The organism is Pseudomonadales bacterium, from assembly GCA_041395665.1.
GTDB lineage: Bacteria > Pseudomonadota > Gammaproteobacteria > Pseudomonadales > UBA7239 > UBA7239.
Genome location: JAWLAB010000001.1, coordinates 181,430 through 206,768, shown reverse-complemented (window position 1 = coordinate 206,768; position 25,339 = coordinate 181,430). Strand labels below are relative to the sequence as shown.

Here is a 25,339-nt window from a genome sequence, read left to right as displayed (position 1 = left end):
TTAGTGGGGCTGCCTAGCTGCGTTTTTACTCTTTATGTTTCCTTCGCGCGGCTAGCTGCTGCTCTAGCTGCTCGGCGCTCTCCAACAAATTCACTTCGGTAAACAATTTGCTGGCGGCGGTATGTTGGGTGAGCGCATCGGCGGCGAGCAAGATCGCGCCAGAAGTCCAAGTCGGTTTTTCATCCGGCCACAGCAAATCTTCGGCAAATTGATAACCGGTCCAGTACACGCCTTCATCGTCGCGCCACTGGTGCAGCCAACTGTATAACTCCACGGCGCGCGCGCGATCACCGGCAGCGAGCAGCGCCATCGTCAATTCACAAGATTCCGCCACTGTCACCCACGGTTGATCGGAAACGCAGCGACAACCCATGCCTTGCACAATAAATTCATCCCAGCGCGCATTCAGGCGTTGCAGTGCGGTTTTTTTGTTGTCGATTGCGCCGGTGAGAATGGGATAAAACCAATCCATCGAATAGCGCGCTTTGGATTCCCAAGTGCGATCAAAACGCTCAGGTTTGTGGCGCAATGCATGCCCCAATTTTTCGCGCGCTTTTTCCCAGTGCGGTTTCGGTTCGCCGAGTACGGTAAAAATATTGATCGCGCATTCCAAACTTTTATAAATCGATGCGTTGCCGGTGACTAAGGCATCGCGCATGGTTTTGCCTTGTTTATCCACTGCCCAGTGAATATCGCCGTATTCAGTTTGCAAACCGATAACAAAACGCATGGCGTGTTCCACCATGTCAGCCATTTCACAGAGGAAAGAATAATTTTCAGTGATCAGATAGTGATGCCACACACCGGTGGCGACATAAGCGACGAAATTGGTTTCGCGGCGCTCGTCATTTTTTACTGTGCGATCTTGATAATGTATCCACCAACTACCGTCTTTTAATTGCTCGCTTTTCAACCATTGATACGCTTTTTCAGCGGCGGCGTATTCACCGGCAATCGATAAACCCATCGCGGCTTCGGTGTGATCCCAAGGGTCGGCGTAGCTACTCGGAAACCATGGAATGCAACCGTCTTCGAGTTGCGTTTTTAAAATGTAATTGACTGCCGGTTGCAATAAATCGTGCGGAAAAAAACCTTTGCTGAGAAACGGGCCACTCATGTTGCGCTCCTTGCGGGTGCGCTCGGTTTATAAAAATACATCACCACACTTTTTCCCATGATGGGGTTGAGCAGCGCTTCAAGTGTTTGTGTGAGCGCTGGTTGTTGCATCATGTCCCACACCAATAATTTGTGCCATTGCTGCACCAGTGGATTGCTGTCTTTGGTTTTCCAAAAAGCACATTGCAACCACCAATAAATGCTGTGCAAGGCGTGTGCCCAATGGCGGCGAATAAAACGCAAGCCAGTATTTTCGATATCGCGGCGGAGTGAATGCTCTTTGAAAATACGAATGTGTCCGCCTTCATTGCTGTGGTATTCATCCGACAGCGCCCAGCAAATCCACTCCGGCACAAAACGCGGCACGCTGATTGCGGCTACGCCGCCGGGCTTGAGTATGCGTTCGATTTCACGCAGTGCACCGTGATAATCGGGAATGTGTTCTAACACTTCTGAACAAATCACTTTATCGAAACTAGCATTGGCAAACGGTAGCTGCAGGGCGTTGGCGCAAGAAAAGTGCAGGTGTTTTTTGTTGTCATCCGGCGCGAGAAAATCTTGGGCGCGTTCAGCTGCCGTGCTTAAATCTTTGAAACCGAGATCAACGCCAATTGCATGGGCATTCGCTTCCACATAGGCGCTGATGACATGGCGACCTTCGCCGCAGCCAAGATCCAATATCGTATCGCCATCGCGAAAATTGAGCGTTTTGAAATCAACCGTTTTCATGCTTTCTTCTCTTGCAACATGCGGTGGTAATACTGCGTGAATTGCTGCGCGGCTAAATTCCAGCAAAAAGTATTTTCGATGCGCGCGCGCCCCGCTTGCGCCAGTTGTGCGCGTTTTTCTGGGTGCTCGAACAAATCCACAATCGCATCGGCAATTGCTTGTTCGCTGCCCGCTTGCACCACCAATCCTGCATCGCCCACCACTTCCGGCAGCGCGCCGCCGTTGGAAGAAATCACCGCCGTGCCGCAAGACATCGCTTCGCCAGCGGGCAGACCAAAACCTTCGTACAGTGACGGACATACCACTATTTCCGCTTCGTTGTAGTGCTGCACTAACTGTTCGGTAGAAATGCCAGAAACAAATTGTACGATGTCGTTGATACCGAGACGCATGATTAAATTTTCTGTGTAGCCACCTTCTTTTGGTTTTCCTACGACTAACAGCGTGAGTTGAGGATAACGATCACGCAATTGCGCAACGGCTTTCAATAAAAACTTCAAACCTTTGAGCGGTTGATCGGCAGAAGCGGTGCACATCAAACGAAACGGAATTTTTTTCACATCTGGCAGTGGACGAAACTCTTCGGTGTCTATGCCGCAATGAATCAGATCTATTTCACTTTCTTGAATAGGAAAATCGCGCGCAATGTCGCGGCGAGAATGTGCTGAAACCGTCACGATATGATCAAGTTTTTTCACCACATTTTTTTGCATCTTCAAAAAAGAATGCCAGCGCAGAATTAAAGCACGCATATACCAGCGTGGCTCGGACTGCAGTGCGATGCGCAAATCGTGCGTGATGGGATGATGAAACGTGGCAACAACGGGAAATCCCTGTTTTTGCAAATCAAGCAGGGCGTAGCAGAGGCTTTGGTTGTCGTGAATGATGTCGTAATGGTTACGTTTGCTTTTTAATAATTTATTGACGCGACGGCCAAAACTGTATGGCTCGGCAAAGCCGCCGGTGAGCATGCTCCACCATTCCATGAAATCCGCCCACGACAACAAATGGTGTGCGCGCAAACCAAACGCATGATGCCGTTTGCTATCAAACAAATTCAAGCTCGGCACTTTGATCAACTGCACGCGCGGATCGAGATGCGGGTAGGGCGGGCCCGAAATCACATCCACCTGATGCCCTGCATTCACCAGCGCCTTGCTCAAGTATTTGAGATAAATGCCCTGACCGCCGCCGTAAGGATGGCTGCGATAGCCGAGCAGAGCGATGCGCAGAGGATGCGCCATCGCGTGTTGGAGGGGGGTCTCGCTCACAGGCTGGCCAAAAAGTCGTCAAAAAAGAGGGCGTTATGGTAATGAGTGGGGGGCAGCAGCGCCACTGCGTATAGCCACAGGGGCGGCGCGTCAGCCACAATATCGCCTCACAAAAAGAGTTGTTTGCATGCCGCACGAATCCACCCTGATTTTTACCATCGCCGCCAGCTTTGGTCTCGCCCTCGTGCTGGGCTTTCTGGCGGCGCGTCTCAAACTGCCCGTGCTGGTGGGCTATATGGTGGCCGGCATCTTGGTCGGTCCACTCTCACCTGGTTTAGTGGTAGATGTGGGTCTGTCGCACCAATTGGCGGAGATCGGCGTAATTTTGCTGATGTTCGGTGTCGGACTGCACTTTTCATTGGCAGATTTATTCTCTGTACGCCGCATTGCCCTACCGGGGGCGTTGATCGAGATTCCCCTTGTTACGGCACTGGGCGCGGGCTTGGCGACGTGGTGGGGTTGGTCCTTGGGCGGCGCGCTGGTGTTCGGGCTGTGTTTGTCGGTAGCCAGCACCGTGGTCTTGGTGCGTGCGATGGAAACGCACGGCCAGCTCAAAACCATGAACGGCCACATCGCCATCGGCTGGTTGGTGGTGGAGGATCTGGTGATGGTGCTGGTGCTGGTGTTGCTGCCGCCGCTGGCGGGCGTACTCAGCGGCAATAGTGGTGCGGGTGATGTGCACACCCTACTAAAAACGCTGGCGATGACATTTATTAAAGTCGCCGGTTTTATTGCGCTGATGATGGTGGTGGGGCGCAAAGTGTTTCCGTGGTTGCTGTGGCAGGTAGCGCACACCGGCTCGCGGGAATTGTTTAATTTGTGTGTGGTGGCCGCGGCGATAGGCATTGCTTACGGCGCTGCCACGCTGTTTGGTGTGTCGATTGCGTTGGGGGCATTTTTTGCGGGCATCGTGTTGCGCGAATCTGATTTCAGTTACCGCGCTGCACAGGAATCGCAGCCGTTGCGCGATGCGTTTTCTGTACTGTTTTTTGTCTCGGTCGGTATGTTGTTTGATCCGCGTGTACTGCTGGACAACCCGTTGGGTGTGTTGGCGGTGCTGGCCATCATCATGTGCGGCAAATCGATGTTGGCGTTTACTTTGGTAAAAGCGCGCGGCTATCCACTGACTACAGCGCTGACCGTGTCTGTCGGCTTGGCGCAAATCGGCGAGTTCTCTTTTATTTTGGCTGGCTTGGGTGTGAGTCTGAATCTGTTGCCCAAAGAAGGCTTAAATTTAATTCTGGCAGGTTCGCTGTTATCTATCGCACTAAACCCCTTGGTGTTTCATGCCGTGGAGCCACTGCAGCGCTGGATACGCACGCGCTCGCGCTTTGCGCGTTTTCTGGAGCAGCCGGATGACCCACTGGCGATCTTGCCGATGACTTTTGCTTCGGAGGAATTGACGAACCATGTCGTGTTGGTGGGTTATGGTCGCGTAGGGCGGCGCGTTGGCCGCGCATTGCGCGAGCGCGGTCTGCGCTATGTGGTGGTGGAAGAAAATCGTGATTTGGTTGAAGGCTTGCGTGCAAAAGGTTTGCCGGCAGTGGCCGGTGATGCTGTGGAGCCAGAAGTATTAATTCAAGCGCACATTGCGCGCGCCTCATTGTTGATTGTGGCGATGCCAGATGCGTCGCGCACCTGCCGCATGTTGGAGATTGCGCGCATGCTGAACCCGCATATTGGTTCGATTGCGCGCGTACACAGCGATGATGAAGCAGAATTGCTGGCGCGTGAAAATGTCGGCAGTGTGTTTTATGGTGAACAAGAATTGGCGAAACGCCATGGTGGTTGATCTTGATCGTCAGTTGTTAGATCACTTACAGCGTCACGAGTGATGAGAGTGTCTACTTTATCCTGGAAGTCGATGAGTGAACCTGAATGGGTGAGCTTATGCGGTGATGGAAAAGTTATCGAGCACGGTATTCACGGCGTTAAAGTGTTGCGTTGTAGCAATGGCGATTACATCAAAGTATTCCGTATTAAACGCCGCTTTACCTTGGCGCAGATTTTTAATCCTGCACGCGAGTTTTGTAAAAAAGTAGAAGGCTTGCAGCAGCGCGGTATTGCGACGCTAGAGCCCACCAATTTGTATCGATTTACTCATGTGCCGCGCTGGGCAGTGCGTTATCGCCCGTTGCACGGTGAAACTGTGCGCGGTTTGATGCAGGAAGAAAAATTAACGCCAGAATTGATTGCGCAACTTGGGAAGTTCATCGTGCTGTTGCACAACAAGGGTATTTATTTCCGCTCTTTGCATCCTGGCAATGTTGTGCTGCAACCCAACGGAAAGTTTGGTTTGATTGATGTCTTGGATTGCCACTTCCGTTTCTTTCATCGCCCACTAAACAAATGGCAGCGCGAACGCAATTTCCAGCACTTTTTTCGCTATGAGGATGGTGAGAAAATTGAAAAGGAGTTGCGAGAGGCGTATGAAGCTTCGAGTGGAAAGTGACCCCCTCCCCGCTGCTGCAATTCCCCTATTGCATGGGGGAGCTATCACAGCCTCCCTGCGAAGTAGGGAGTGTCGCGCAGCGACGGAGGGGTCAACATCCTCATTATGTTTGCGCCGAGAAGTGCATAAACATTAAAAATAATTACGCCAACGCCTCCTGCGCCAATTTCCTCGCCGCCACGCCATCGGTTTTGCCGCTGCCCAATTTGGGAATAGCGGCAACTTGCACATATTCAGCGGGCATCATCAGCGCCAGTGTGTCGGAGGCGAGCATCATCTTGCGCAAAGCGTCTTCGGCGATATTGGCGGCGTAAAGCAGCACAATGCGTTCGCCTTTTTTTGCATCAGGCAAACTCACGGCCAACAAATCAATGGCGTAATCGGATGTGGCGCTGCTTGCAGAAATAACTCGCTGCACAACTTCTTCCACCGCCGACAGTGAAATCATTTCGCCGCCAATTTTTGCAAAACGCGAATAGCGATCGACGATCACTAAAAAGCCGTCTTCATCGAGATGACCTTTGTCGCCCGTTTTGTACCAGCGCTGTCCATCCAATTCGACAATGGCATTGGCAGTTTTTTCTGCTTGTTTGAGATAGCCGAGCATCACTTGTGTGCCGGCAATTAAAATTAAACCGTCTTCGTTGGTGGGCAATGTGGCTAAAGTTTCTGGATCGACAATGCGAAATGCCGTGCCGGGGAGTGGTAAGCCGACAGTGCCGTGTTTTTGTCCGCGCTGCACATGCCAGTAGCGCTCATTGAGTTGATCGGGAATGTTGACGCTGGCAACGGGCGTGGTTTCTGTCGCACCGTAACCTTCAAAAATTTCCACATTAAATTTCAGCGTAAACGCTTCGCGCACATCGGGTGCTAATTTTTCTGCGCCGGCAACCACGATGCGTAAGGATTGCAACATCAGCGGATGAATTTTGGTGTTGCGCGCATACAAACGCAAGAAAGTAGATGTGCCGCACAACACGGTGGCTTTGTTGCGCGCAATCGCTTTGGCGGTGCCGAGCACATCGGTGGGGTCGGGATGACAAACAACCGGTATGCCTTCTAACAGCGGCATAAAACCTGTCACGGTTAAACCAAACGAGTGAAACAGCGGCAAGCTACCGACCATCACATCGCTCGCTTGTGTGTTCAACACATCAGACACTTGCAAACAATTGGCGACAATATTGCGATGCGACAACACTACACCTTTAGGTACGCCTTCGCTGCCGCTGGAAAATAAAATTGCGGCAGGATCGTCAAGTTTTACGCGGCGCGATCCATACAAACGATAAAGCCATTGCGCGGGCAGAAGCAAAGCGATCAGCATCGTGGTGATCATATGATGCGGCAAAATGCTGGCTTTCATGTCTTCGAGATAACGCAGGCGCACGCCAGAGAAAATTTCTTCAACAGCGATGCCTTTTTGCTCCAATTTTTTGACAAACAAACGCGCGGTGTAAACTGTTTGAATGTCAGCTGTATCCAATGCGGCAGTGATGGCGTCAGCGCTCGCGGTGTAATTGAGGTTGACGACTGTTTTCCCTGCCAGTAGTGCTGCCATATTGCCAATTAAACCAGCGCTGGATGTCGGCAGCAGTACACCGACGCACTGTTCGCGGCTGAGTTTTTTGATGCGCGTAGCAAACAGCAAAACGGCCGTCATGAATTGCAGATTATTGAGTTGCGTGCCATTGCTGTCGATCACACTTTTTTGCAAGAGTTTTCGTTTGGCGGTGCGCAGCCAAGTGCGCGGCAGTGTGTGCAGCCAATCAGTTTGTTGTTGCCACGCGCCGATAGAAAGCTCCGTTACTTTTTGTTTCACTTGTGCGGCGCGCGTGGTGATGGGCAGCGCTTCGCCAAAGGCGACCAAAATATTGCGCTTGATACCGCGCGCACGGTTTTCATTCAATTTATTGCTGGCGCGTGATAAACGGCTGCCCCACAAACCGTGTAAATAAAACGGCACGATGCTGCCTTCCACCCCTTCAACGGTGCGTTCAAAGCCGTGACGAAACTCACCGAGCTGCCCGTTGTAACTGATCGCGCCTTCTGGAAATAAACAAACCACCGCGCCATCTTTTAATAGACGATTGATTTCAAGTAATGCGGTTTTACTGTTGCCACTGGCAATGGGAATGGCGCCGAAGGCTTTCAAAAACGGTTTTAGAAACCAGAGATTATAAATTTCGCGCTGCATCACAAAATGGATGGGGCGCGGGCAGGCGATTTGCACCATCGCCCAATCAATCCAGCTGATGTGATTGCCGAGCAATAAAACGCCTCCTGTGCGCGGAATACGATCAAAACCGCTGACATCAATGCGATACGCGCCGCGAAATAAAATCGTAAAAAGAATGCGAATAAATGATTGCGGCAGTTGTGAAACGGTGTAACCCGCGCCGATCAGTGCAACAACGGTGAGCAGTACAAACATGCCGCTGCTATCTAAGCCAATCCACGAGGCACTGGCTGTGACAGCAAGAAAAGTCAGCATCGTGACATTTTGTACCCAGTTATTGCCAGCGAGTACGGTGCCAATTTTTTCAGCGCTGGCTTGGTATTGAATCAGTGCATTGAGCGGAATAATAAAAAAACCACCGGCAATGCCGACAGTGAGCATGATGATCGCCATGGAAGTGGTGGTGTGCAGTGTGGGCAACAACGCGAGACTTAGCGCGATGCCAACAGCGCCGATAGGAATTAAACCCGTTTCAATGTGATGACGCGAAACGCGGCCGGCAATTAACGAACCTATCATCACGCCGATGCCGGTGATGGCGAGCATGGCTTGTATCGCCACCGTGTTGTGTTCTTGCAATCGTTCTTCGGCAAAAGTAGGAAAAACTGCGATCAGTGATTGCGCCAAACCCCAATAAGTCGATAAGCCAATAATCGATAACCAAATCACGCGCTGTTCGCGCAGGGTTTTGATATTGCTGCGCAAATAGTCGCCACGAAAATATTGTTGCAGCGAAAAAGTTTCAGTGTTGTTGTTTGGAAATTGCGGTAAGCGATAAGCAAGAATTAATTCCACCACGCTGTTGCCCACCAGCAGCCAACCGAGCGGCACCATCAATTGCAACATGGCGTGCGGCGTTTGTGCATCGGGGTGCGCAGCGAGTGTGCGCTCAAATAAAAATGAAAACACAAACATACCGGAGAGAATGGCGATGGTGGTGGCGGCTTGCACAATGCCATTGCCGGCAGCGATGTTATCCGTGCCACTGATCTCGCGGATGTAACCGTATTTTGCTGGAGAGTAGAACGCGCTTTTCGCGGCGAGTATCAGCGTTAAAACAAAAGCAGCGCGAAACCAGCCTTGTGAATAGCAAAAAGTAATCAATAGCGTGACGGCAACCGCCGCCCACGCAGCACACTGCATCACGCGCGGTTTCGGGTAGCGGTTGGCCATGTGGCCTGAAGGAGAAAACAACAAAATAAATGGCAGTAAAATCATGGCGTTGACGACAGCGATCAATGCGCTTTGCGTAGTGCCGTCATAAATTTTGAAAACGGTATTTTGGATAACGATCTTGTGGCCGAGATCGACAAACGCATTGAGAAACAGCATGGCGACATAAGGTGCAAAGCCGCGTTTTTTGAACAATTCCCACATCGACTATCCCTCTTCGTGAAAGCTTCTTTGTTAGCCGTTGACTGTATCTTGCAGCAGGCAGACAATCAAACATACAGAATGTTTAACGGTGTGAGGAGGTGTGGTGTGAGTGCTAAACCTGTGATTCATCTGGCGCGTGTCTACGATGACTTAAGCAAAGTGCATGGAGCGCGTTTGTTAGTTGACCGTCTGTGGCCGCGTGGTGTGCAAAAAGAAAGCTTGCATTTGAGCGAATGGGTTCGTGATGTGGCGCCAAGCAATACACTGCGACAGTGGTTTGCGCACGAAGTAGAGAAATGGCCTGAGTTTCAGAAACGCTACCGCAAAGAATTGCAGGACAACCATGAAGCCGTTGAGCAGTGTTTGGTCTGGTTGCGTAAAGGCTCTGTCACTTTGCTGTACGGTGCAAAAGACCACGAGCACAATAACGCGGTGGTATTGGCGGATTATTTGGCGCACCACGCTACACAACACGGAAAAAAACATTCGTGAGCCAGAAAGAAAAACCGTCAATTTCATCCAGTGGCCACTTTGCTTCATCGCCCTGTTATGCGGCAGAGTTTGCTGATGAATCCGATGCGCAACAACAGCAAGACTTAGCAAATTGGCGCAAAGCAGAGCGGAAGTGGCAGTTAGCTGCGCGTAAGGCTTTGTCGCCAGAGCAGCGTGATGCTCTGGCAATTGCTGTGGCAAAAAATCTTGATACGCTTTTGCGGGAACATTTTCCTACACTGCAAGGAAAAAGTATCGGCGGCTATTGGCCAATACAGAGTGAGTTAAATTTAGTGTTCTGGTTTTGTGATTTACATGAGCGCGGTGTGCGTATTGCTTTGCCGATTACGGCACAACAAGATGCTCCGCTAATTTTTCGTGCGTGGACCCCAGAAACAATCATGGATAAGGACTGCTGGAATATTCCTATTCCACCCGAAGTAAACGAACAGTTGCAGCCTGATATTTTATTAGCGCCATGTGTGGCTTGGGATGAAAATAGATTTCGCCTTGGTTACGGTGGTGGTTATTTTGATCGTACGCTCGCTGCACTTTCTCCTAAACCTTTTGTAATTGGTGTTGGCTTAGAAAGCGCAAAAGTGTCAACAATTTTTCCGCAGCGATACGACATTGCAATGGATGCTGTTGTGACAGAAACTGGTGTGCACTCGCTGTAACTGGCACATTATTTCAAAAACACATCTTTCAAAATATCACTGGCTATTTTGCGATTGCCTTTCACAATTTCATCAGCCAATAAACGGTAATCATTTTTGAACCAATAGCCGACAGGTTGCGGCGCGCTGTCGTAGCGGTAGTCCTGTTTGTATAAGGATTTGTTGCTGCGCGTATCCACTAAACGCACACGCGCCTCCATTGCAAAGTGCATCATCGCTGTGCGGCCATCATCGGTTTCAAAGCCGGCTTGATTCACTTCAATATGCATCACGGTGGCGTAGCCCCATTGCTGCGCTACTTGCTCTATGGTTTGTTGTTTGTTCGGTGCGGGCAAAACCCCGTGGCTGATTTCGTATGCGCTCAAGGTGTCGAGGCGCTGGCTCTGCTCGTCCACGGCGGCAACCAGTGCGCCGTTGAGATCCGCCTCTTGCAGCGTTTGATTGGCTTTGCCTTTTAACTCTGCTAACGCCTCTTTTGAAATCAGTGGTTGACTGCCCTTGCTACCACCTTGAATCATGCCTGCAGGTACTTGTAATGGTGTGCAAATGGCTAGTACCAAAGGCCACAGTGGGCCGGAGGCAATGGCGCTGTCGAGGCAGCCATCCAAGCCATTGGCTGCACCATTGCCTACGCCACGGAGCGTTCCACTAATGCCGCCTTTGCGAATGTCGCCACGAAAAAAGTCTCATGTACTTGGCTGGCGCCGTATAAGTAAATTGTGCCCAGTTGTTGTCGTTGCTCAGTAGAAAGCGGTTTGCTTGAAACGGAACAACCTGCGAGCAAGAGTGTGGTTACCAGAAAAAGCAAAGGAAACCGTGCGTGAGATATTTGTGTCATGGCATGAATTCAGTGGGTTGATCGGTGGTCTGCGCTAGAATACACGGTTGGCGTGGCACAGGATTTTGCGATGGCATACGAGGCACTAATAGAGCAGTTTTTTCATCAGAGCGTCAATGCCACGATCGATTGTGTGGATGTGGTCGCTGCACCTTTAGTGCGTGCAGGAGCTTCACTGACGGAATGCTTATTAGCGGATGGCAAAATCCTAGTGTGTGGCGATGGCAGCTCAGCGCTGATTGCACAATTTTTTGCAACAACGCTAATGAATCAGGGGGAGCGTGAGCGCCCAGGTTTGCCAGCCATTGCCTTGGATAATAGCAGCGCCATATTCGGTGCGATTGAAGGTGATTACGGAACTAATGAGGGTTTTGCGCGTCAAGTGCGCGCAGTGGGGCAGCCCGGTGATTGTTTGGTGCTGTTCACTTGCTCAGGTGTGGCTGCCAGTTTGCTCAATGCGGTAGCTGCAGCACATGAACGCGGTATGGTCGTGATTGCGATCACGGCACAAGGTGGCGGGCATTTGCCTGCGCTGTTAGCAGAGTGTGATGTGGAAGTCAGCGTACCTTCAGTGTCGCGCTTTCGTATCCACGAAAATCATTTACTGCTATCGTTTGCGCTGTGCGAATTTATTGAAAATCAGATGTTTGGAGAGGTGTAAGTATGCGTTTTCTTGCTGTTGTTTTTGCAGTGGTTATGTTTTCAGGTTGTGCATCCATCATGGATGCCACCAGTGATGGCCCGATTCGCCAAAATCAGGGTACACGCACATTTGGCACTGCGTTGGATGATGATCGCATTGAAGATGTGGTGGAAGTGAATATCAAAAAAGTGTCGCCAGAAATGCGTCGCGGCCATATCAGTGTTGTTAGCTTTAATGGCGTGGTGTTACTTGTAGGTCAGGTACCTAGTGAAGCTTTGCGCACGCGCGCCGCAGAAGCAGCTGCGAAAGTAAAAAAAGTGCGCCAAGTGCAAAACGCTTTGACTGTTGGTCCTAATATCACTTTTGGCGCCCGCAGCAACGATGCTTGGCTGACAACGAAAGTCAAAACCGGTTACGCGTTTAATAATGATGTGAACGGTCAGCGCGTCAAAGTTGTGACAGAAAATAAAGTGGTTTACTTGATGGGTTTGGTAACGCAGCGTGAAGGCGAGCTGGCTGCTTCTTCTGCGCAAAGAACGCGTGGAGTAACACGCATTGTGAAAGCGTTTGAATACATCAACTAAAGCTAGATAGAGAAAATAAAAAAGCTGTCAGCGCGCAAACGATGACAGCTTTTTTTATGTGTGTCGTTTTGGTTTTCTTGCTTAAAGTTCAAGCTGTGATTGACTGCCTAGAGCGAGAGTGATTTTGTCGGTAAGGCGTTGCAGTTCACGACCATCACCTAAATTTTGTCCATTCTGCTGTAACAGATCGTGCACGACATTCAGCCCAACCAATACGGCAATACGCTCCGTACCGATGACATTACCTGCTGAACGAATGGCGCGCATTTTTTCATCTAAGTAGTTTGCTGCCTGTAACAAGCTGTCCTTTTCTTCTGGCGGACAGGCAACTTGGTAGTCGTTATCGAGTATGCGTAAGCGTACGGTGGATGGTGTGCTCATGGTTGCCTCGCCACGCCGATGTGAAAAGAATTAAGAGGAGTGTTGTGTGTTGGAGCCGTATTCTTGCTCCAGTGCTTTGAGTCGTTCGATCATGGCTTCCACACGCGTGCGCGCCAATTCACTTTTTTCAATCAGCCGTCCGCGCTCTTTGCGCCAAGTGTTTTCCTGTGTGCGCAGGGAGCGGTTTTCCTGTTCTAGCTGTGTGCAGCGGTAGATCAGCTGGTCTATTTGATGCTCAAGTGCCGCGAATTGTTCTTTGCTCATTGCTCGTGGCCTGACGGTGAATACGCGCCGTACTATAAGTGAGCGATGGCGGCACGGTCAACGCAGAGTGCTTGTGAACTTGGCGTTGCAAGCATCTGATGTTCCTGCATTTTTTGTGATCCGCGTCAGGTCGGTAGCCGCGCGCGCAGTGCAGGAATACAGGGCAAGTGGTAGCATGCGGCGCTGTTTTCTGCGATGAATCACGAGGCTTTTGTGGCTGTCCTCATTACTTACGAACAACTCAGTGCGCGCCTGCAAACACTGCAAATCCCCGTGTCGGCGGATGCGCTGCACGGCGCACTCACCGGCTTGGCGTGCAGCGGGCAGTTGCCAGAGCAGCCAGCGTGGCTGCAACAATTGAGTGATTGTCTGGATGATATTGATTTGTCGGAGCACGCGCCGATGCTATCGGCATTGCAAACTTGGGTGCAGGGTGAATTGGCCGATGGTGATCTCAGTTTTCAATTGTTGCTGCCAGATAGCGAAGAGTTTTTATCCGTGCGCACGCGCGCACTGGCGCAGTGGAGTGATAGTTTTCTGTACGCTTTTATCGCCAGCGGTGTTGAATTAACCGTAGAAGATCGTGAATTGATGGAAGACATGGCAGCGATCAGTCAAGTAGATGATGGTGAGGCAGAAGACGGCGCAGAAAAAAATATATCGGCATTGAATAATCCAGAAGATGCTGAGAACAATGAGCGCGATTTTTTTGAGTTGTGCGAATATGTGCGCATGGCGGCGATGGATTTGTATCGCGAATACGGCAATCTCACAACAAATAATGTCGATACACAAGGAGAAACAAAATGAAATCCTTGTTGCCGCGCAAAGAGTTTGCCGCGCGCCGTACGCGCTTAATGCAGATGATGGATCCAAACAGCATCGCCATCATTCCTTCGGCGCATGAAATTATTCGCAATAACGACACGCATTTCCCTTTTCGCCAAGACAGCGATTTTTATTACCTCACGGGTTTTAACGAACCGGATGCTGTTGCTGTTTTAATTCCGGGGCGCTCGCACGGTGCATTTGTTTTGTTTTGTCGCGATCGCGATCCTGAGCGAGAATTGTGGGATGGTTATCGCGCAGGCCCAGAAGGTGCGTGCCAAGAGTACGGCGCTGACGATGCGTTTCCGATTGATGATCTTGACGAAATTTTGCCCGGCTTATTAGAAGGCAGAGAGCGCGTGTATTACGCGATGGGTCGTGACGGTGAGTTTGATCGTCATGTTATGGAATGGGTGAACGCTATTCGCAGCAAAGTGCGCTCCGGTGCGATTCCGCCGGGCGAGTTTCTCGATCTCAATCATTTTTTACACGAATTGCGTTTATTCAAAAGTGCACAAGAGTTGCAGTTGATGAAACAGGCGGCAGACATTTCTGCCAAAGCACATCGCCGAGCTATGGCGGTGTGTAAACCGGGGATGATGGAATATCAATTAGAAGCCGAATTGTTGCATGTGTTTGCTAAAAACGGTGCGCGGCATCCGGCGTATTCGTCTATCGTCGGTGGCGGGGATAACGGCTGTATTTTGCATTATGTTGAAAATCGCGACATGTTGAACGATGGTGATTTGGTGTTAATTGATGCCGGTTGTGAGTTGGATCACTACGCATCCGACATCACGCGCACTTTCCCTATCAATGGTCAATTTTCACCGGAACAAAAAGCCTTGTACGAATTGGTGTTGCAAGCACAGTTGGCAGCCATTGCTGTGGTGAAGCCGGGCAATCACTGGAATGAACCGCACGATGCCACAGTAAAAGTAATCACCGAAGGTTTAGTAAAGCTGGGTTTGTTAAAAGGCAAAGTGAGTGCCTTGATTAAAAGTGCAGCGTACCGTGACTTTTATATGCATCGCGCCGGACATTGGTTGGGCATGGATGTGCATGATGTCGGCGATTACAAATGCGGCGGCGAGTGGCGCGTGTTTGAGCCGGGCATGGTGTTAACGGTAGAGCCTGGCATTTATGTGTCGCCGCACAATAAAAAAGTGGATAAAAAATGGCGCGGCATTGGCATTCGTATTGAAGACGATGTGGTGGTCACTAAAAACGGTTGTGAAGTATTAACGGCGGCAGCGCCAAAAACTGTGGCCGAAGTAGAAGCGTGGATGGCTTTGCAGCATCCGCACTTGTCATCCGAAATGGAAAAAGCCGCAAACAAAGCCAAGACAAGCAAAACCGAAAAAAGCAGCGCGACGACCAAAGCCAAAACCGTCAGCAAAAAAACTGCGGCGGCGCGTGAAAAAGAGCATGGCTGAAACGGTAGACATTGCCATTATCGGTGGTGGTATGGCGGGTGCTGCGCTGGCTCTGTTGCTGTCACAGCAATTGCCAACTTTGTCCGTACTGCTGCTGGAACAGTATCCACTGACAGCGAGTTCGTCTGAGCAATTATCGCTTCCTAGTTTTGATGCGCGTTCGACGGCGCTTTCTTACAGCACGCGCAATATTCTTGATGATATGGGTGTGTGGGGTGCGCTCTCTGTATATGCGCAGCCAATTTTGCAAGTGCATGTCTCTGAACGAAAACAACCACTCGGTATGTTGATGCGCGCAGAAGAAACGAATTTGCCCGCGTTAGGTTTTGTGGTGGAAAATCGTGCGCTGGGCAGTGTTTTACTGCAAGCAGTAAAACAACAAAGTGCCATTCAAGTGTGTGATCGCGTACAGGTGAAAAAAATTACGCCGCTGGCAGAATCGGTTGCTTTGTTGTTGCAAGGCGCTGAGGGCGATGAGAAAAAAATCGCTGCGCGTTTGGTGGTGGTAGCTGATGGTGCGCAATCGGCTCTGCGACAACAGTTGGGTATTGCTGTGGATGAGCAACCTTACGATCAACACGCGCTGGTGGCGAATGTCGTTACTGAATTACAGCACAATGCAGTGGCGTACGAGCGATTTACTGAGCATGGCCCAGTCGCTTTGTTACCGTTAATAGATTGCAACACGCAACATCGCGCGGCATTAATTTGGACACTGCCCGACAGTGAAATTGACGCGGTGATGCAATTGCCAGAAAAAGAATTTTTGCAGCGCGTACAAACACAGTTGGGCAACCGCTGCGGAAAGTTAGTCTCCGTCGGCAAACGCCATTGTTATCCCTTGTCTTTGCTGCAGGCGCGCGAGCAAGTGCGTTCACGCATTGTGTTGTTAGGCAGCGCGGCACACTATTTACATCCGGTTGCAGGGCAGGGTTTTAATTTGATTATGCGCGATTGTTTGGCTTTGGTTGAAACGCTGGCAGAAGCAATAAATGCCAAAAAAGATTTTTCCACGCTTTTGGTGTTGAAAAACTATCTGTTGCAGCAACAGTGGGATCAGCAAAAAACTGTCAGTGCCAGCGATTGGCTGCCGAAACTATTTTCCAATCAATTTTTGCCGCATAAAGTGTTGCGCAGTGCGGTATTGCTGGGTTTGGATTTTTTACCCGGTGTGCGCGAGCGCTTTGCACGCGAGGCAACGGGCTTATGAGTGAGTGGTTTGATATCGTGATTGTCGGCGGAGGCATGGCGGGCTGTGCTTTGGCCTGCGCTTTGGCGGATACGCACTATCAAATCGCCATCATCGAAAATCAAGAATCCGTCACCTTTTCGAAAGACAATTTTTTTGATGCGCGCGTGGTAGCGCTCAGTATGGCATCGCGCCATTTTTTGCAGGCTATGCAAGTGTGGGAGTTGATTGCTGTACAACGCTTATCGCCATTTGATCGTATGCAAGTGTGGGATGCAGAAGGCACAGCACAAGTGCATTTTGATGCCAGCGATGTGCGACAGCCTGCACTGGGTTATATCGTTGAAAACAGTTTAATTGTTTCTGCGTTGCGTGAACGCTTACAACAACAGCGCAATGTGCAGTGGATATGCCCTGATGCGGTGGTGAATTTAAGTGACGCAAAAAATGAGTCGCACGCGGTTTTAACGCTAAAAAGTGGCAGAGAAATTATTGGTAATTTGGTCGTTGCTGCGGACGGCGCGCAATCACTGTTGCGCCAATTGTCTGGCATCAACACCGTGGAATGGGATTACGGTCACAGTGCGGTCGTCGCAACAGTGCGCACAGAAAAACCGCACGATGGCGTGGCGCGCCAACGCTTTATGACAGAAGGCCCCTTAGCATTTTTGCCATTGCGCGATAACGAAGGCGACGAGCATTGGTGCTCGGTGGTGTGGTCGATGTCGCCAGAGTTGGCGCAGTCTTTGCTCGCTATGTCGGAGCAGGAATTTGCTGCGCAACTTGCGCGTCATTTTGAATATGCTTTGGGCGATATTTTAGAAGTGCGCGGGCGTTTTGCCTTTCCTTTGCGCCAACGCCACGCGCAAACTTATCAGCGTGGTCGTGTGGTGTTGATTGGCGATGCCGCGCATACAATTCACCCGCTAGCGGGGCAGGGCGTGAATCTCGGTTTTATGGATGTGCGTGTTTTGGCTGAGGAACTGCAGCGCGCACAAACCAGAAATATTTCACCAGCGGATACACGCGTGTTGCAGCGCTATCAACGCCGTCGTCGCGGCGCCAACCTCACCATGACGGCGACGATGGAATTGTTCAAACAGTTATTTGCACAACGCAGTTTACCCGTGCGTTGGTTGCGCAATACCGGGATGAAAGGAGTAGAACATCTTCCTTTGCTAAAAAAACAAATTATGCAGCACGCGATGGGCTTATCATCGTAAAATTAGCTGTCATTTAACACACAACATATTTCTCAAGGATGGAGAAAAAATGAATAAAGAAACGGATTATCTTTCGTGGTTGGCACTGAATCGCATTCCAGAACTCGGTCCTGTATCACAACGCAAGCTGCTGCAAGAAGTGGGTGGTATGCTGCCTTTGCTGCAACTATGCTCTGAGTATTTACAAAATTTTCTCAAGCCCAGTCAATGTCGCTTGTGGTTGGATTTTTGCGACGAGAACCAGAAAAGTATTTTGCGTGAACAAGCTTTGCGCGACGCGGAGTTGGCAGAGCAATGCGGAGCCGTTTTGCTCACGGCAGAATGCGAAAATTATCCGCTGTTGCTGGCGCAGATTCCTGCAGCGCCGACGGTATTGTATGTGCGCGGTGATGTCAGTGCTTTGCACTTGCCGCAGTTGGCGATGGTGGGTAGTCGCAATGCTTCTGCGAGCGGTTTGGAATTGGCGCAAGAGTTTGCTGTGGCGCTGGCGCAACAGAGTTTGGCGATCACCAGTGGTTTGGCTTTGGGGATTGATGGCGCGGTGCATCGTGGTGCGCTGCAAGCCAAGGGTAAAACGGTGGCGGTGATTGCAACGGGCGTCGATGATATTTATCCGCGTCGCCATACAAAATTGTTCGATGAAATTTTGGCGAGTGGCGGTGCAGTGGTGAGTGAGTTGCCGCCGTGTTCGCAGCCATTGGCGCAAAATTTTCCGCGCAGAAATCGCATTATCAGCGGTTTAAGTTTGGGTACTTTGGTGGTGGAAGCGGGTTTGCAAAGCGGTTCGTTGATTACGGCGCGCTACGCGGCAGAACAGGGACGCGAAGTGTTTGCACTGCCGGGCTCAGTGCGCTCGCCGTTTCATCGCGGTTGCCATGCTTTAATTCGTCAAGGCGCAAAACTGGTGGAAACCACGCAAGATATTTTGGACGAGTTGGGCGGTATGCTCGCTTTCAAACAACAAGAGTTTTCTGTGATACATGCAGCACGAACAGCAGATACGCATTTATCGGGTTCTGCAAAAAAAGTATTTGCTTGTTTGGATTACGCGCCTGTGCCACTGGATACGCTGGTATTGCGTTGCGCTTTATCCATTGAGGATATTTCGGCGGCGTTGTTGGATTTAGAATTGGAAGGAGTTATCGCACAGCAACATGGATTTTATGCGCGTGTTTAATTGTGCTTTATAGCTTTACTCGCTCTCATCAAAGCGATCGGCAAACAGTTGGGTGATCGCTTCCATGGCTTTTTCTTCATCACTGCCCTCACAGCATAAATAGAGCTGCGTGCCTTTTCCTGCTGCTAACAACATCAGAGCCATGATGTTTTTGCCATCAGCTGTTTGTTTGTATTCACCATTAACAATTTTTTTGAATTGAATGGTGCTATTAAAGCTCGTACACAAGCGCATGAGCTTCGAGGCTGCGCGTGCGTGCAATCCTAGTTTGTTAACGATGTCGAGAGTAGATTCTTTCATAAAAATTTTGTGATATAGAGATGCGTTATTGTTTTACTTGATGTAATTCACGATGCCTTGTGTTGGTGAGGGTGTACTCTGTGGAAAAAGCAGCATACAGCTTCTCGCAGAGGTATACGGAGCGGTGCTGCCCACCGGTGCAGCCAATTGCCACGGTTAAATAGCGTCGATTTTGTTTGAAAGAGGGTAGCCATTTTTGTAAAAAATCACGGATATCCGCAAACATATTTTGCACTTCTGCTTCTTGATTCAGAAAATCAATAACGGGCTGATCGCGTCCTGTGTAAGCGCGCAATTCTGGTTTCCAATAAGGGTTGGGTAGATTGCGCACATCGAAAACTAAATCAGCATCCACTGGGATACCGTGTTTGTAGCCAAAAGACATGAATTGCAACGATAGATCGGTTGCTGCTCGGCGTGCTACGCGTTCCAGCACCAAATCGCGCAGTTGATACAAATTCAGCTGGCTGGTGTCGATGGTCAGCGAGGCAAGATTAGCGATGGGTTCTAAGCGTTTTTTTTCTGTTTCAATAGCCTCAACGAGATCGGTTTCGTTATCAGACAAGTGGTGTTTGCGGCGTGTTTCACTGAAGCGCTTAATCAGGGTAGGTTTATTGGCATCCAAATAGATCACATCGCAATCCATCTGTGTGCGGGCTTGCTCCAGCATAGAAGGAAACAGTGCGAGGTCGCGGCTGGTATTGCGCGCGTCAATGCTGATGGCGATTCCGCGAGTGATGGCGTAATCGCTCTCCTGCAGTTGTGTAACCAGTACGCCGAGCAAACTGGCGGGCAGGTTGTCGATGCAGTAATAGCCCTCGTCTTCCAGCACATGCAGTGCGGTACTTTTACCAGAGCCTGAGCGACCACTGATGACGACTAAGCGCATCGATGCATCCTTTTTTCATACGAAGTGCAGGCAGTGTAGCAAACCTTGATCGCGCTGCATTGACTTGCCCCTATCTGCACAGTAGCTTGGTTCACAAGAGTGAGACCTAGGTAAGCGGTAAAGGTATGAGCGATACAAAACAAGACACTACGGTGGAAGAGGCGCCCAAGAAGAAGTTGTCAGACGAAGACATGGCGCGTGTGGCGGAGTACCTCAATTCACCGATACACCAGTTTGAGCGCAAGCCGTTCCGCCCTTGGATATTGTTATTGATTTTGACGGTAATCGTCGTTGGTATGAGTGTGCTGAGTTTGTTGTACGCACAGATGCACGGTATTCCTTTGGAGTAATGATTATGCGTCCAGCAGAGAACGGTTTTGCTCCTGTGCTGAGATTGTTGGATAAGTTCGTTCCATTGGCGGTGCGCACCGATAAAGTGCAGCGTACTCGCGCCTATATTTTAATTAGCATTATTTTGATCAATTTGGGTGTTTGCGCGTTAAGTGGTGCGGCTTTGCTATTGACCAGTTTGTCCTCTCTTGGCATGCGTGCCGGCATGGGTGTGGTGTTGGCATCGACAGTTTTTTATGTATTAGCGCTGTTAGCGTTTCGTTGGCGACACTCTTTAGTGCTCGCGGGCAATATCGCCGTATTCGCTATTTATGTGGCGGTATTGGTGGGTATTTTGATCAGTGGCGGCTACGGAGAATCACCGTTCATGGCGTTGTGGATTGTGGTGCCGGTGTTTGTTTTTCCGATGGCCGGTGCGCGCTCTGGCATTGTATGGACAGGGATTATTTTTCTGACGATCAATCTGTTGATGTTGGCGCGCGAATGGGGTTTTACGGCGTGGCAGTTATCCGATAGCGCGACACTGGTGCTATTGGAACGCGCACTGCCGATCGTGTTGTGTTTTATGGTGGTAACAGCGTTGCTGATTTACGAACGCGTCAATCACACTTTGTACCAATGGCTGCAAGAAGAGCGTATTCGTTTTGCGTTTAAAGCCAGTCACGATTCCTTGACGGATTTGCCCAATCGTGAAGAGTTTTACACGCGTCTAGATACTGCATTGCGTGAATCTACGCAAAAAAAATCACTGTTCGCCTTGGTCTATATCGATTTAGATAATTTCAAACCGATTAACGATCAGTACGGGCATTACGCGGGTGATCGTGTGTTAAAAGTGACAGGTCAGCGTTTGCGCGAAGTGTTGCGCAATACCGATATCGCTTCGCGTATCGGCGGTGATGAATTTGCATTGATTCTTAATGGCATTCAAAAACGCAGTGATATAGATTTGGCGTTAAACAAAATGCTGCACACGCTCGCTATTCCGATTGATATCGGTGGACAGGATGTGGTGGTGCAAGCGAGCGCTGGCGTGGCGATTTTCCCGCAAGATAGCCGTGACCTAACTGCGTTGTGCCGCTTAGCAGATAGCGCGATGTATTTAGCGAAAGAAAAAAGAAATTCCTACTGCTATCACTCGCCGTTGAATGTGTAGGGTGTGTTAAACGCCACTACGCCGTTTTTGCGATGATGTTGTCGGCAAACCAATGCAGCATGCCGATTTTTTGCTCGACAGTTTTAGTGTCTTGCTCGCCTTTGTAAGTATCGCGAAAACCGACGATACATTCCGTCACGCCGAGATCCTGTAATTTTTTCACGCCATCGACACTAAAGGCATCAGCCGTAGTGGCGTGAATTTCAAACGGCTTGTTGTCGGTGCCGTACTCTTTGCGAAATTGCTGCAATTTTTCTACCAACGGTTTCAGGGTGTCGGCAGAGCCGCCGGCGTGTATCCAACCATCGGCAATGCGCGCCGCGCGTTTCAGTGCCACATCGGCGTGACCGCCGAGCAGGATAGGCACTGGCTGGCTAGGCACAGGGCAAATGCGCGAAGCGGGGATTTGGTAGTGCTGTGAATCGTGCCCGTAATACTCGCCGCTCAACAGACCGCGAATGATGGCGACCATCTCGTCCATACGCGGACCGCGGCTTTCCCAGCGTTCGCCGCAGATTTGGAAATCTTCAATCCACGGTGAAATGCCCGCGCCGAGCGCAAAGCGGTTGTCGCTGATGCAGGCGATGGTGGCAATTTGCTTGGCGAGCAACACAGGGTTGCGGATAGGCAGTTTCACCACGCTGGTGGTGAAGCGCAGTTTTTGCGTCACGCCTGCCAGCCAAGGAATCGCGCAGAAAGGCTCCAGAAACGGCGTGCCGTCCAAGAAGTTGCGCGAGCCATCTTCGTTGTAGGGGTATTTGGTGTCGGCAATTTGCGGGTAGCAAATGCTGTCGGGGAAGGTAAAGCCTTGAAAACCCACGGCTTCTGCCGCTTGCGCGAGCGGGACATATTGATCCACTGGACACATGGTGGCGTGAAAAGCAAAGCGCATGGCCTTCCCCTGAGGTGTGCAAACGAGGCGCGCATGATAAAGGCTCAGTTGCGCGCGTGCCATGCTGGTAAAATGCGCAGCCACCTTGTTGTACTGCTGTGCCGCCTGTTATGAGCTCATTGCCCTCCCTCAATCCACGCCAACGCGAAGCGGTGCGTTATATCGACGGTCCGCTGCTGGTGCTGGCGGGTGCGGGCAGCGGCAAGACGCGTGTGATCACCGAAAAAATTGCCTACCTCATCCGCGAGTGCCAGTACAAAGCCAGCCATATCGCGGCGGTGACTTTCACCAACAAAGCTGCCCGTGAAATGAAAGAGCGGGTGGGAAAATTGCTGGGTGGTGAAGCGCGCGGCTTGCAGGTCTCTACTTTTCACTCGCTAGGTTTAGACATCATCCGCCGTGAAATAGGCACACTCGGTTACAAAAGCGGTTTCTCAATTTTTGATCAGCAGGATGCGCAAGCACTGCTGCGCGAATTGCTACTGCGCAATGGCGATGTTGATAACGATTATGTGGAAATGGCGCAGCACAGTATTTCCAATTGGAAAAACGATGGTCTGCTGCCTGAGGTTTTATTGCAGCGCGCCGCCACGCAAGGCGAAATGAATTTGGCACTGTTGTATGAGCGCTATCAACGAGCATTGAAAGCCTACAACGCGGTGGATTTTGATGATTTGATCGCGCTGCCGGTGCAGTTGTTTGAAAAATATCCGGATGTGTTATCGCGCTGGCATCAACGCATTCGCTATTTATTGGTGGACGAATACCAAGACACTAACGCCTGCCAATATCGTTTGGTGCAATTGTTGGTGGGCGTGCGTAGCGGTTTAACCGTGGTGGGTGATGACGATCAATCTATTTACGCATGGCGCGGTGCGAAGCCGGAAAATCTTTCGCAATTGCAACACGATTTTCGCGCATTGAAATTGATTAAGTTAGAACAGAACTACCGTTCTTTTGGTCGCATTCTGAAAGCCGCCAACCAATTGATTGCCAACAATCCGCACGAATTTGAAAAACAATTGTGGAGTGAGTTGGGTTACGGCGATCCGATACGCGTAATTCACTGCGCCAATGAAGAGGGTGAGTCTGAGCGCATCGCCAATGACATCGTGGTGCAACGCTTGCAACGCGGCGGCAAGTTTTCTGACTTTGCGGTGTTGTATCGCAGCAATCACCAATCACGTTTATTGGAAATGCAATTGCAACAGGCGCAAGTGCCGTACAACATTACGGGCGGCACTTCGTTTTTTTCGCGCGCTGAAATTAAAGATGTGATGGCGTATCTGCGCTTGCTCGCCAATCCCGATGACGACAACGCATTTCTGCGCATCATCAATGTGCCGCGCCGTAAAATTGGCTCCAGCACGCTGGAAAAATTGGGTTTATACGCGCAGCAGCGCGACGGCAGTTTGTGTGCCGTGATTCAAGAAATCGGTATCGAATCAGTGTTGGGTGCAGAAGCGCTGGGGCGTTTGCGTCACTTCACGCAGTGGTTGGACGAGGTGCGTAAAAATTGCGCGCAAGGCAATCCGATGGAGGCGATTCGTGAAATGCTGGATGACATTGGTTACGAAGCGTGGCTGCATCAAAATGCGTCCAGCGCAACCGTGGCAGAAAGACGCATGGACAATGTGCGCTACTTGGTGGAATCCATGGGGCGCTCGCTCACTGTTAGCGAAGAAGAGGATACCGACAGCGCGCGCGACAGTTTGGATGCGATGCGCGATGCGATCAGTAAATTGGTGTTGCGCGATTTATTAGAGCGACAAGAGGAAGAGGATGACGGCGATCGTGTGCAATTGTTAACACTGCACGCTGCGAAAGGCTTGGAATTTCCGCATGTGTTTATCATGGGCTGGGAAGAAGAATTGCTGCCGCATCGCAACAGTATTGAAGCCAATCAAATTGATGAAGAGCGGCGTTTGGCCTATGTGGGCATTACGCGCGCGCAGCGCACGCTGACGCTGACACTGGCGCATAAACGCAAACAATACGGCGAAGTGACTGCGCCGACACCGAGCCGCTTTTTAGATGAATTGCCACCGGAAGATTTAGAGCGCGAAGGCGTGGGGCAAACAGTATCGGATGAGCAGCGCGAGAAAAAAGCGCGTGATACGATAGAAAAATTAAGAAAAATGTTGAGCGCATCATGATTAATCGCCTGCGACAGGGCATGGAAAATTTGCAGCCAGTGGATTACTGGCGTGAAACGACTTTTCGTACAGAAGCGGCAGTATTGTTGGCGTTTACCAATGAGCCGGAGCCGCAATTGATTCTCACGCGCCGCGCTGATCATTTGAAATCGCATCGCGGTGAAGTGGCATTGCCAGGCGGCAAAGTGGATGCCAGCGATCAAAACTTTATTGCCACTGCTTTGCGTGAAAGCCAAGAAGAAATTGCATTGTCGCCGACGGATGTTGAAGTGTTGGGTGAGTTGGATCCGATGGTGACACGCTTCGGCGTAAAAGTGATGCCGGTAGTGGGCATTGTTGCGTCGGATGTAAAACTTGCGCCGAACCCAGATGAGTTGGACAGCATTTTTCGCGTGCCGCTGTCATTTTTTCTGCGTGACGAACGCTTGCGCACGGATCGCGGAACGGTCAACGGTCACACGGTCGCGGTGCCGTGTTGGCAGTGGCAGGAATACGAAATTTGGGGTGTGACGGCGATTATTCTCGTCAACTTTATGAATCGCGTGATGGGGCAGAGTATTTCCACGGGCGTGGAAGCGTTGGCGCAATACACGCAAGGTCAAATCATGCCGGAAGAATGGTTGACGGACGAAGATAAATTAGCGCGTGAACAAAAAAATAGAGACAGCGAATAATGAAT

The 25,339-nt window shown here is 50.5% G+C and carries 24 protein-coding genes and 1 pseudogene; 15 read left to right on the top strand and 10 right to left on the bottom strand.

The annotated features are described in order from the left end of the window. Window positions 1-25: 25 nt before the first annotated feature. Genes R3E63_01115 through R3E63_01105 form a run of 3 tightly spaced genes read right to left on the bottom strand, consistent with a single transcriptional unit; the run spans window position 26 to window position 3,116 of the window. A complete protein-coding gene (locus R3E63_01115; protein MEZ5538563.1) occupies window positions 26-1,117 on the bottom strand; it encodes a hypothetical protein in 1,092 nt (363 codons plus the stop codon). Beyond that, a complete protein-coding gene (locus R3E63_01110) occupies window positions 1,114-1,845 on the bottom strand; it encodes a methyltransferase domain-containing protein (GenBank protein ID MEZ5538562.1) in 732 nt (243 codons plus the stop codon). Before R3E63_01110 ends, R3E63_01115 begins: the two co-directional genes overlap by 4 nt. Then, entirely contained in the window at window positions 1,842-3,116 is a 1,275-nt protein-coding gene (locus tag R3E63_01105) for a glycosyltransferase family 4 protein (GenBank protein MEZ5538561.1), read from the bottom strand. The genes R3E63_01110 and R3E63_01105 overlap by 4 nt, the downstream gene beginning before the upstream one ends. Before the next feature lie 127 nt (window positions 3,117-3,243). On the opposite strand from R3E63_01105, the gene R3E63_01100 reads away from it, so the two are divergent. After that, window positions 3,244-4,908 (top strand): cation:proton antiporter, encoded by a 1,665-nt coding sequence (locus R3E63_01100; GenBank protein ID MEZ5538560.1) that lies wholly within the window; start codon window positions 3,244-3,246, stop codon window positions 4,906-4,908. Window positions 4,909-4,980: 72 nt separating this feature from the next. Next, the gene (locus R3E63_01095; GenBank protein ID MEZ5538559.1) at window positions 4,981-5,568 is read left to right on the top strand and encodes a toluene tolerance protein; all 588 of its coding nucleotides are present in this window, start codon (window positions 4,981-4,983) and stop codon (window positions 5,566-5,568) included. Between the two features lie 142 nt (window positions 5,569-5,710). On the opposite strand, the gene R3E63_01090 is transcribed toward R3E63_01095, so the two are convergent. After that, window positions 5,711-9,184 carry an acyl-[ACP]--phospholipid O-acyltransferase gene (locus R3E63_01090; protein MEZ5538558.1) on the bottom strand — a complete coding sequence of 1,158 codons (3,474 nt, stop codon included), beginning with the start codon at window positions 9,182-9,184 and terminating at the stop codon, window positions 5,711-5,713. A gap of 105 nt (window positions 9,185-9,289) precedes the next feature. Between R3E63_01090 and R3E63_01085 the strand changes: the two genes are divergently transcribed. After that, complete coding sequence (locus tag R3E63_01085) at window positions 9,290-9,676, top strand: DUF488 family protein (protein ID MEZ5538557.1); 387 nt, start codon at window positions 9,290-9,292, stop codon at window positions 9,674-9,676. Next, entirely contained in the window at window positions 9,673-10,353 is a 681-nt protein-coding gene (locus tag R3E63_01080; protein MEZ5538556.1) for a 5-formyltetrahydrofolate cyclo-ligase, read from the top strand. The genes R3E63_01085 and R3E63_01080 overlap by 4 nt, the downstream gene beginning before the upstream one ends. Window positions 10,354-10,361: 8 nt before the next feature. Here the strand turns inward: R3E63_01080 and R3E63_01075 are convergent, their stop codons facing one another. Further along, window positions 10,362-10,961, bottom strand: a complete 600-nt coding sequence (locus tag R3E63_01075; GenBank protein MEZ5538555.1) for a hypothetical protein — start codon at window positions 10,959-10,961, stop codon at window positions 10,362-10,364. Window positions 10,962-11,261: 300 nt separating this feature from the next. Between R3E63_01075 and R3E63_01070 the strand changes: the two genes are divergently transcribed. Next, window positions 11,262-11,852, top strand: a complete 591-nt coding sequence (locus R3E63_01070; protein ID MEZ5538554.1) for an SIS domain-containing protein — start codon at window positions 11,262-11,264, stop codon at window positions 11,850-11,852. A 2-nt stretch (window positions 11,853-11,854) separates the two neighbouring features. Next, the gene (locus R3E63_01065; GenBank protein ID MEZ5538553.1) at window positions 11,855-12,418 is read left to right on the top strand and encodes a BON domain-containing protein; all 564 of its coding nucleotides are present in this window, start codon (window positions 11,855-11,857) and stop codon (window positions 12,416-12,418) included. Between the two features lie 81 nt (window positions 12,419-12,499). Here R3E63_01065 and R3E63_01060 read toward each other — a convergent pair whose 3' ends face one another. Then, the gene (locus tag R3E63_01060; GenBank protein MEZ5538552.1) at window positions 12,500-12,799 is read right to left on the bottom strand and encodes a cell division protein ZapA; all 300 of its coding nucleotides are present in this window, start codon (window positions 12,797-12,799) and stop codon (window positions 12,500-12,502) included. Between the two features lie 30 nt (window positions 12,800-12,829). Beyond that, window positions 12,830-13,063 (bottom strand): TIGR02449 family protein, encoded by a 234-nt coding sequence (locus R3E63_01055; protein MEZ5538551.1) that lies wholly within the window; start codon window positions 13,061-13,063, stop codon window positions 12,830-12,832. A 213-nt stretch (window positions 13,064-13,276) separates the two neighbouring features. Between R3E63_01055 and R3E63_01050 the strand changes: the two genes are divergently transcribed. The 5 genes and pseudogenes from R3E63_01050 to dprA all read left to right on the top strand — a co-directional run bounded on the left by R3E63_01050 (window position 13,277) and on the right by dprA (window position 18,916). Continuing rightward, window positions 13,277-13,873 (top strand): UPF0149 family protein, encoded by a 597-nt coding sequence (locus R3E63_01050; GenBank protein ID MEZ5538550.1) that lies wholly within the window; start codon window positions 13,277-13,279, stop codon window positions 13,871-13,873. Then, window positions 13,870-15,180 (top strand): annotated as a pseudogene (gene pepP, locus R3E63_01045) (Xaa-Pro aminopeptidase). Before R3E63_01050 ends, pepP begins: the two are co-directional and overlap by 4 nt. Window positions 15,181-15,319: 139 nt before the next feature. Beyond that, the gene (ubiH, locus tag R3E63_01040) at window positions 15,320-16,537 is read left to right on the top strand and encodes a 2-octaprenyl-6-methoxyphenyl hydroxylase (GenBank protein MEZ5538549.1); all 1,218 of its coding nucleotides are present in this window, start codon (window positions 15,320-15,322) and stop codon (window positions 16,535-16,537) included. Next, window positions 16,534-17,739 (top strand): UbiH/UbiF/VisC/COQ6 family ubiquinone biosynthesis hydroxylase, encoded by a 1,206-nt coding sequence (locus R3E63_01035; GenBank protein MEZ5538548.1) that lies wholly within the window; start codon window positions 16,534-16,536, stop codon window positions 17,737-17,739. Before ubiH ends, R3E63_01035 begins: the two co-directional genes overlap by 4 nt. Before the next feature lie 49 nt (window positions 17,740-17,788). Further along, a complete protein-coding gene (gene dprA, locus R3E63_01030) occupies window positions 17,789-18,916 on the top strand; it encodes a DNA-processing protein DprA (protein ID MEZ5538547.1) in 1,128 nt (375 codons plus the stop codon). 15 nt (window positions 18,917-18,931) lie between these two features. Here dprA and R3E63_01025 read toward each other — a convergent pair whose 3' ends face one another. Both R3E63_01025 and rapZ read right to left on the bottom strand, forming a co-directional pair. Next, window positions 18,932-19,216, bottom strand: coding sequence for an HPr family phosphocarrier protein (locus R3E63_01025; GenBank protein MEZ5538546.1), 285 nt, complete (start codon window positions 19,214-19,216; stop codon window positions 18,932-18,934). A gap of 25 nt (window positions 19,217-19,241) precedes the next feature. After that, a complete protein-coding gene (gene rapZ, locus R3E63_01020) occupies window positions 19,242-20,105 on the bottom strand; it encodes an RNase adapter RapZ (GenBank protein ID MEZ5538545.1) in 864 nt (287 codons plus the stop codon). Window positions 20,106-20,230: 125 nt separating this feature from the next. Between rapZ and R3E63_01015 the strand changes: the two genes are divergently transcribed. Both R3E63_01015 and R3E63_01010 read left to right on the top strand, forming a co-directional pair. Then, window positions 20,231-20,455, top strand: a complete 225-nt coding sequence (locus tag R3E63_01015) for a DUF3094 family protein (GenBank protein ID MEZ5538544.1) — start codon at window positions 20,231-20,233, stop codon at window positions 20,453-20,455. A 5-nt stretch (window positions 20,456-20,460) separates the two neighbouring features. Further along, window positions 20,461-21,612 (top strand): GGDEF domain-containing protein, encoded by a 1,152-nt coding sequence (locus R3E63_01010; GenBank protein ID MEZ5538543.1) that lies wholly within the window; start codon window positions 20,461-20,463, stop codon window positions 21,610-21,612. Between the two features lie 16 nt (window positions 21,613-21,628). Here the strand turns inward: R3E63_01010 and R3E63_01005 are convergent, their stop codons facing one another. Continuing rightward, window positions 21,629-22,504, bottom strand: a complete 876-nt coding sequence (locus R3E63_01005; protein ID MEZ5538542.1) for a TIGR03619 family F420-dependent LLM class oxidoreductase — start codon at window positions 22,502-22,504, stop codon at window positions 21,629-21,631. Between the two features lie 119 nt (window positions 22,505-22,623). On the opposite strand from R3E63_01005, the gene rep reads away from it, so the two are divergent. Both rep and R3E63_00995 read left to right on the top strand, forming a co-directional pair. Beyond that, complete coding sequence (gene rep, locus R3E63_01000) at window positions 22,624-24,660, top strand: DNA helicase Rep (protein MEZ5538541.1); 2,037 nt, start codon at window positions 22,624-22,626, stop codon at window positions 24,658-24,660. Then, window positions 24,657-25,334 (top strand): CoA pyrophosphatase, encoded by a 678-nt coding sequence (locus R3E63_00995; protein ID MEZ5538540.1) that lies wholly within the window; start codon window positions 24,657-24,659, stop codon window positions 25,332-25,334. The genes rep and R3E63_00995 overlap by 4 nt, the downstream gene beginning before the upstream one ends. Window positions 25,335-25,339 lie beyond the last annotated feature (5 nt).

Bases quoted from the DNA above. Each gene is read 5' to 3' on its own strand.
- R3E63_01115 (MEZ5538563.1), bottom strand. From the start codon at position 1,117: ATGAGTGGCCCGTTTCTCAGCAAAGGTTTTTTTCCGCACGATTTATTG.
- R3E63_01110 (MEZ5538562.1), bottom strand. From the start codon at position 1,845: ATGAAAACGGTTGATTTCAAAACGCTCAATTTTCGCGATGGCGATACG.
- R3E63_01100 (MEZ5538560.1), top strand. From the start codon at position 3,244: ATGCCGCACGAATCCACCCTGATTTTTACCATCGCCGCCAGCTTTGGT.
- R3E63_01095 (MEZ5538559.1), top strand. From the start codon at position 4,981: ATGAGTGAACCTGAATGGGTGAGCTTATGCGGTGATGGAAAAGTTATC.
- R3E63_01090 (MEZ5538558.1), bottom strand. From the start codon at position 9,184: ATGTGGGAATTGTTCAAAAAACGCGGCTTTGCACCTTATGTCGCCATG.
- R3E63_01070 (MEZ5538554.1), top strand. From the start codon at position 11,262: ATGGCATACGAGGCACTAATAGAGCAGTTTTTTCATCAGAGCGTCAAT.
- R3E63_01065 (MEZ5538553.1), top strand. From the start codon at position 11,855: ATGCGTTTTCTTGCTGTTGTTTTTGCAGTGGTTATGTTTTCAGGTTGT.
- R3E63_01060 (MEZ5538552.1), bottom strand. From the start codon at position 12,799: ATGAGCACACCATCCACCGTACGCTTACGCATACTCGATAACGACTAC.
- R3E63_01055 (MEZ5538551.1), bottom strand. From the start codon at position 13,063: ATGAGCAAAGAACAATTCGCGGCACTTGAGCATCAAATAGACCAGCTG.
- ubiH (MEZ5538549.1), top strand. From the start codon at position 15,320: ATGGCTGAAACGGTAGACATTGCCATTATCGGTGGTGGTATGGCGGGT.
- R3E63_01035 (MEZ5538548.1), top strand. From the start codon at position 16,534: ATGAGTGAGTGGTTTGATATCGTGATTGTCGGCGGAGGCATGGCGGGC.
- dprA (MEZ5538547.1), top strand. From the start codon at position 17,789: ATGAATAAAGAAACGGATTATCTTTCGTGGTTGGCACTGAATCGCATT.
- R3E63_01025 (MEZ5538546.1), bottom strand. From the start codon at position 19,216: ATGAAAGAATCTACTCTCGACATCGTTAACAAACTAGGATTGCACGCA.
- rapZ (MEZ5538545.1), bottom strand. From the start codon at position 20,105: ATGCGCTTAGTCGTCATCAGTGGTCGCTCAGGCTCTGGTAAAAGTACC.
- R3E63_01015 (MEZ5538544.1), top strand. From the start codon at position 20,231: ATGAGCGATACAAAACAAGACACTACGGTGGAAGAGGCGCCCAAGAAG.
- R3E63_01010 (MEZ5538543.1), top strand. From the start codon at position 20,461: ATGCGTCCAGCAGAGAACGGTTTTGCTCCTGTGCTGAGATTGTTGGAT.
- R3E63_01005 (MEZ5538542.1), bottom strand. From the start codon at position 22,504: ATGCGCTTTGCTTTTCACGCCACCATGTGTCCAGTGGATCAATATGTC.
- R3E63_00995 (MEZ5538540.1), top strand. From the start codon at position 24,657: ATGATTAATCGCCTGCGACAGGGCATGGAAAATTTGCAGCCAGTGGAT.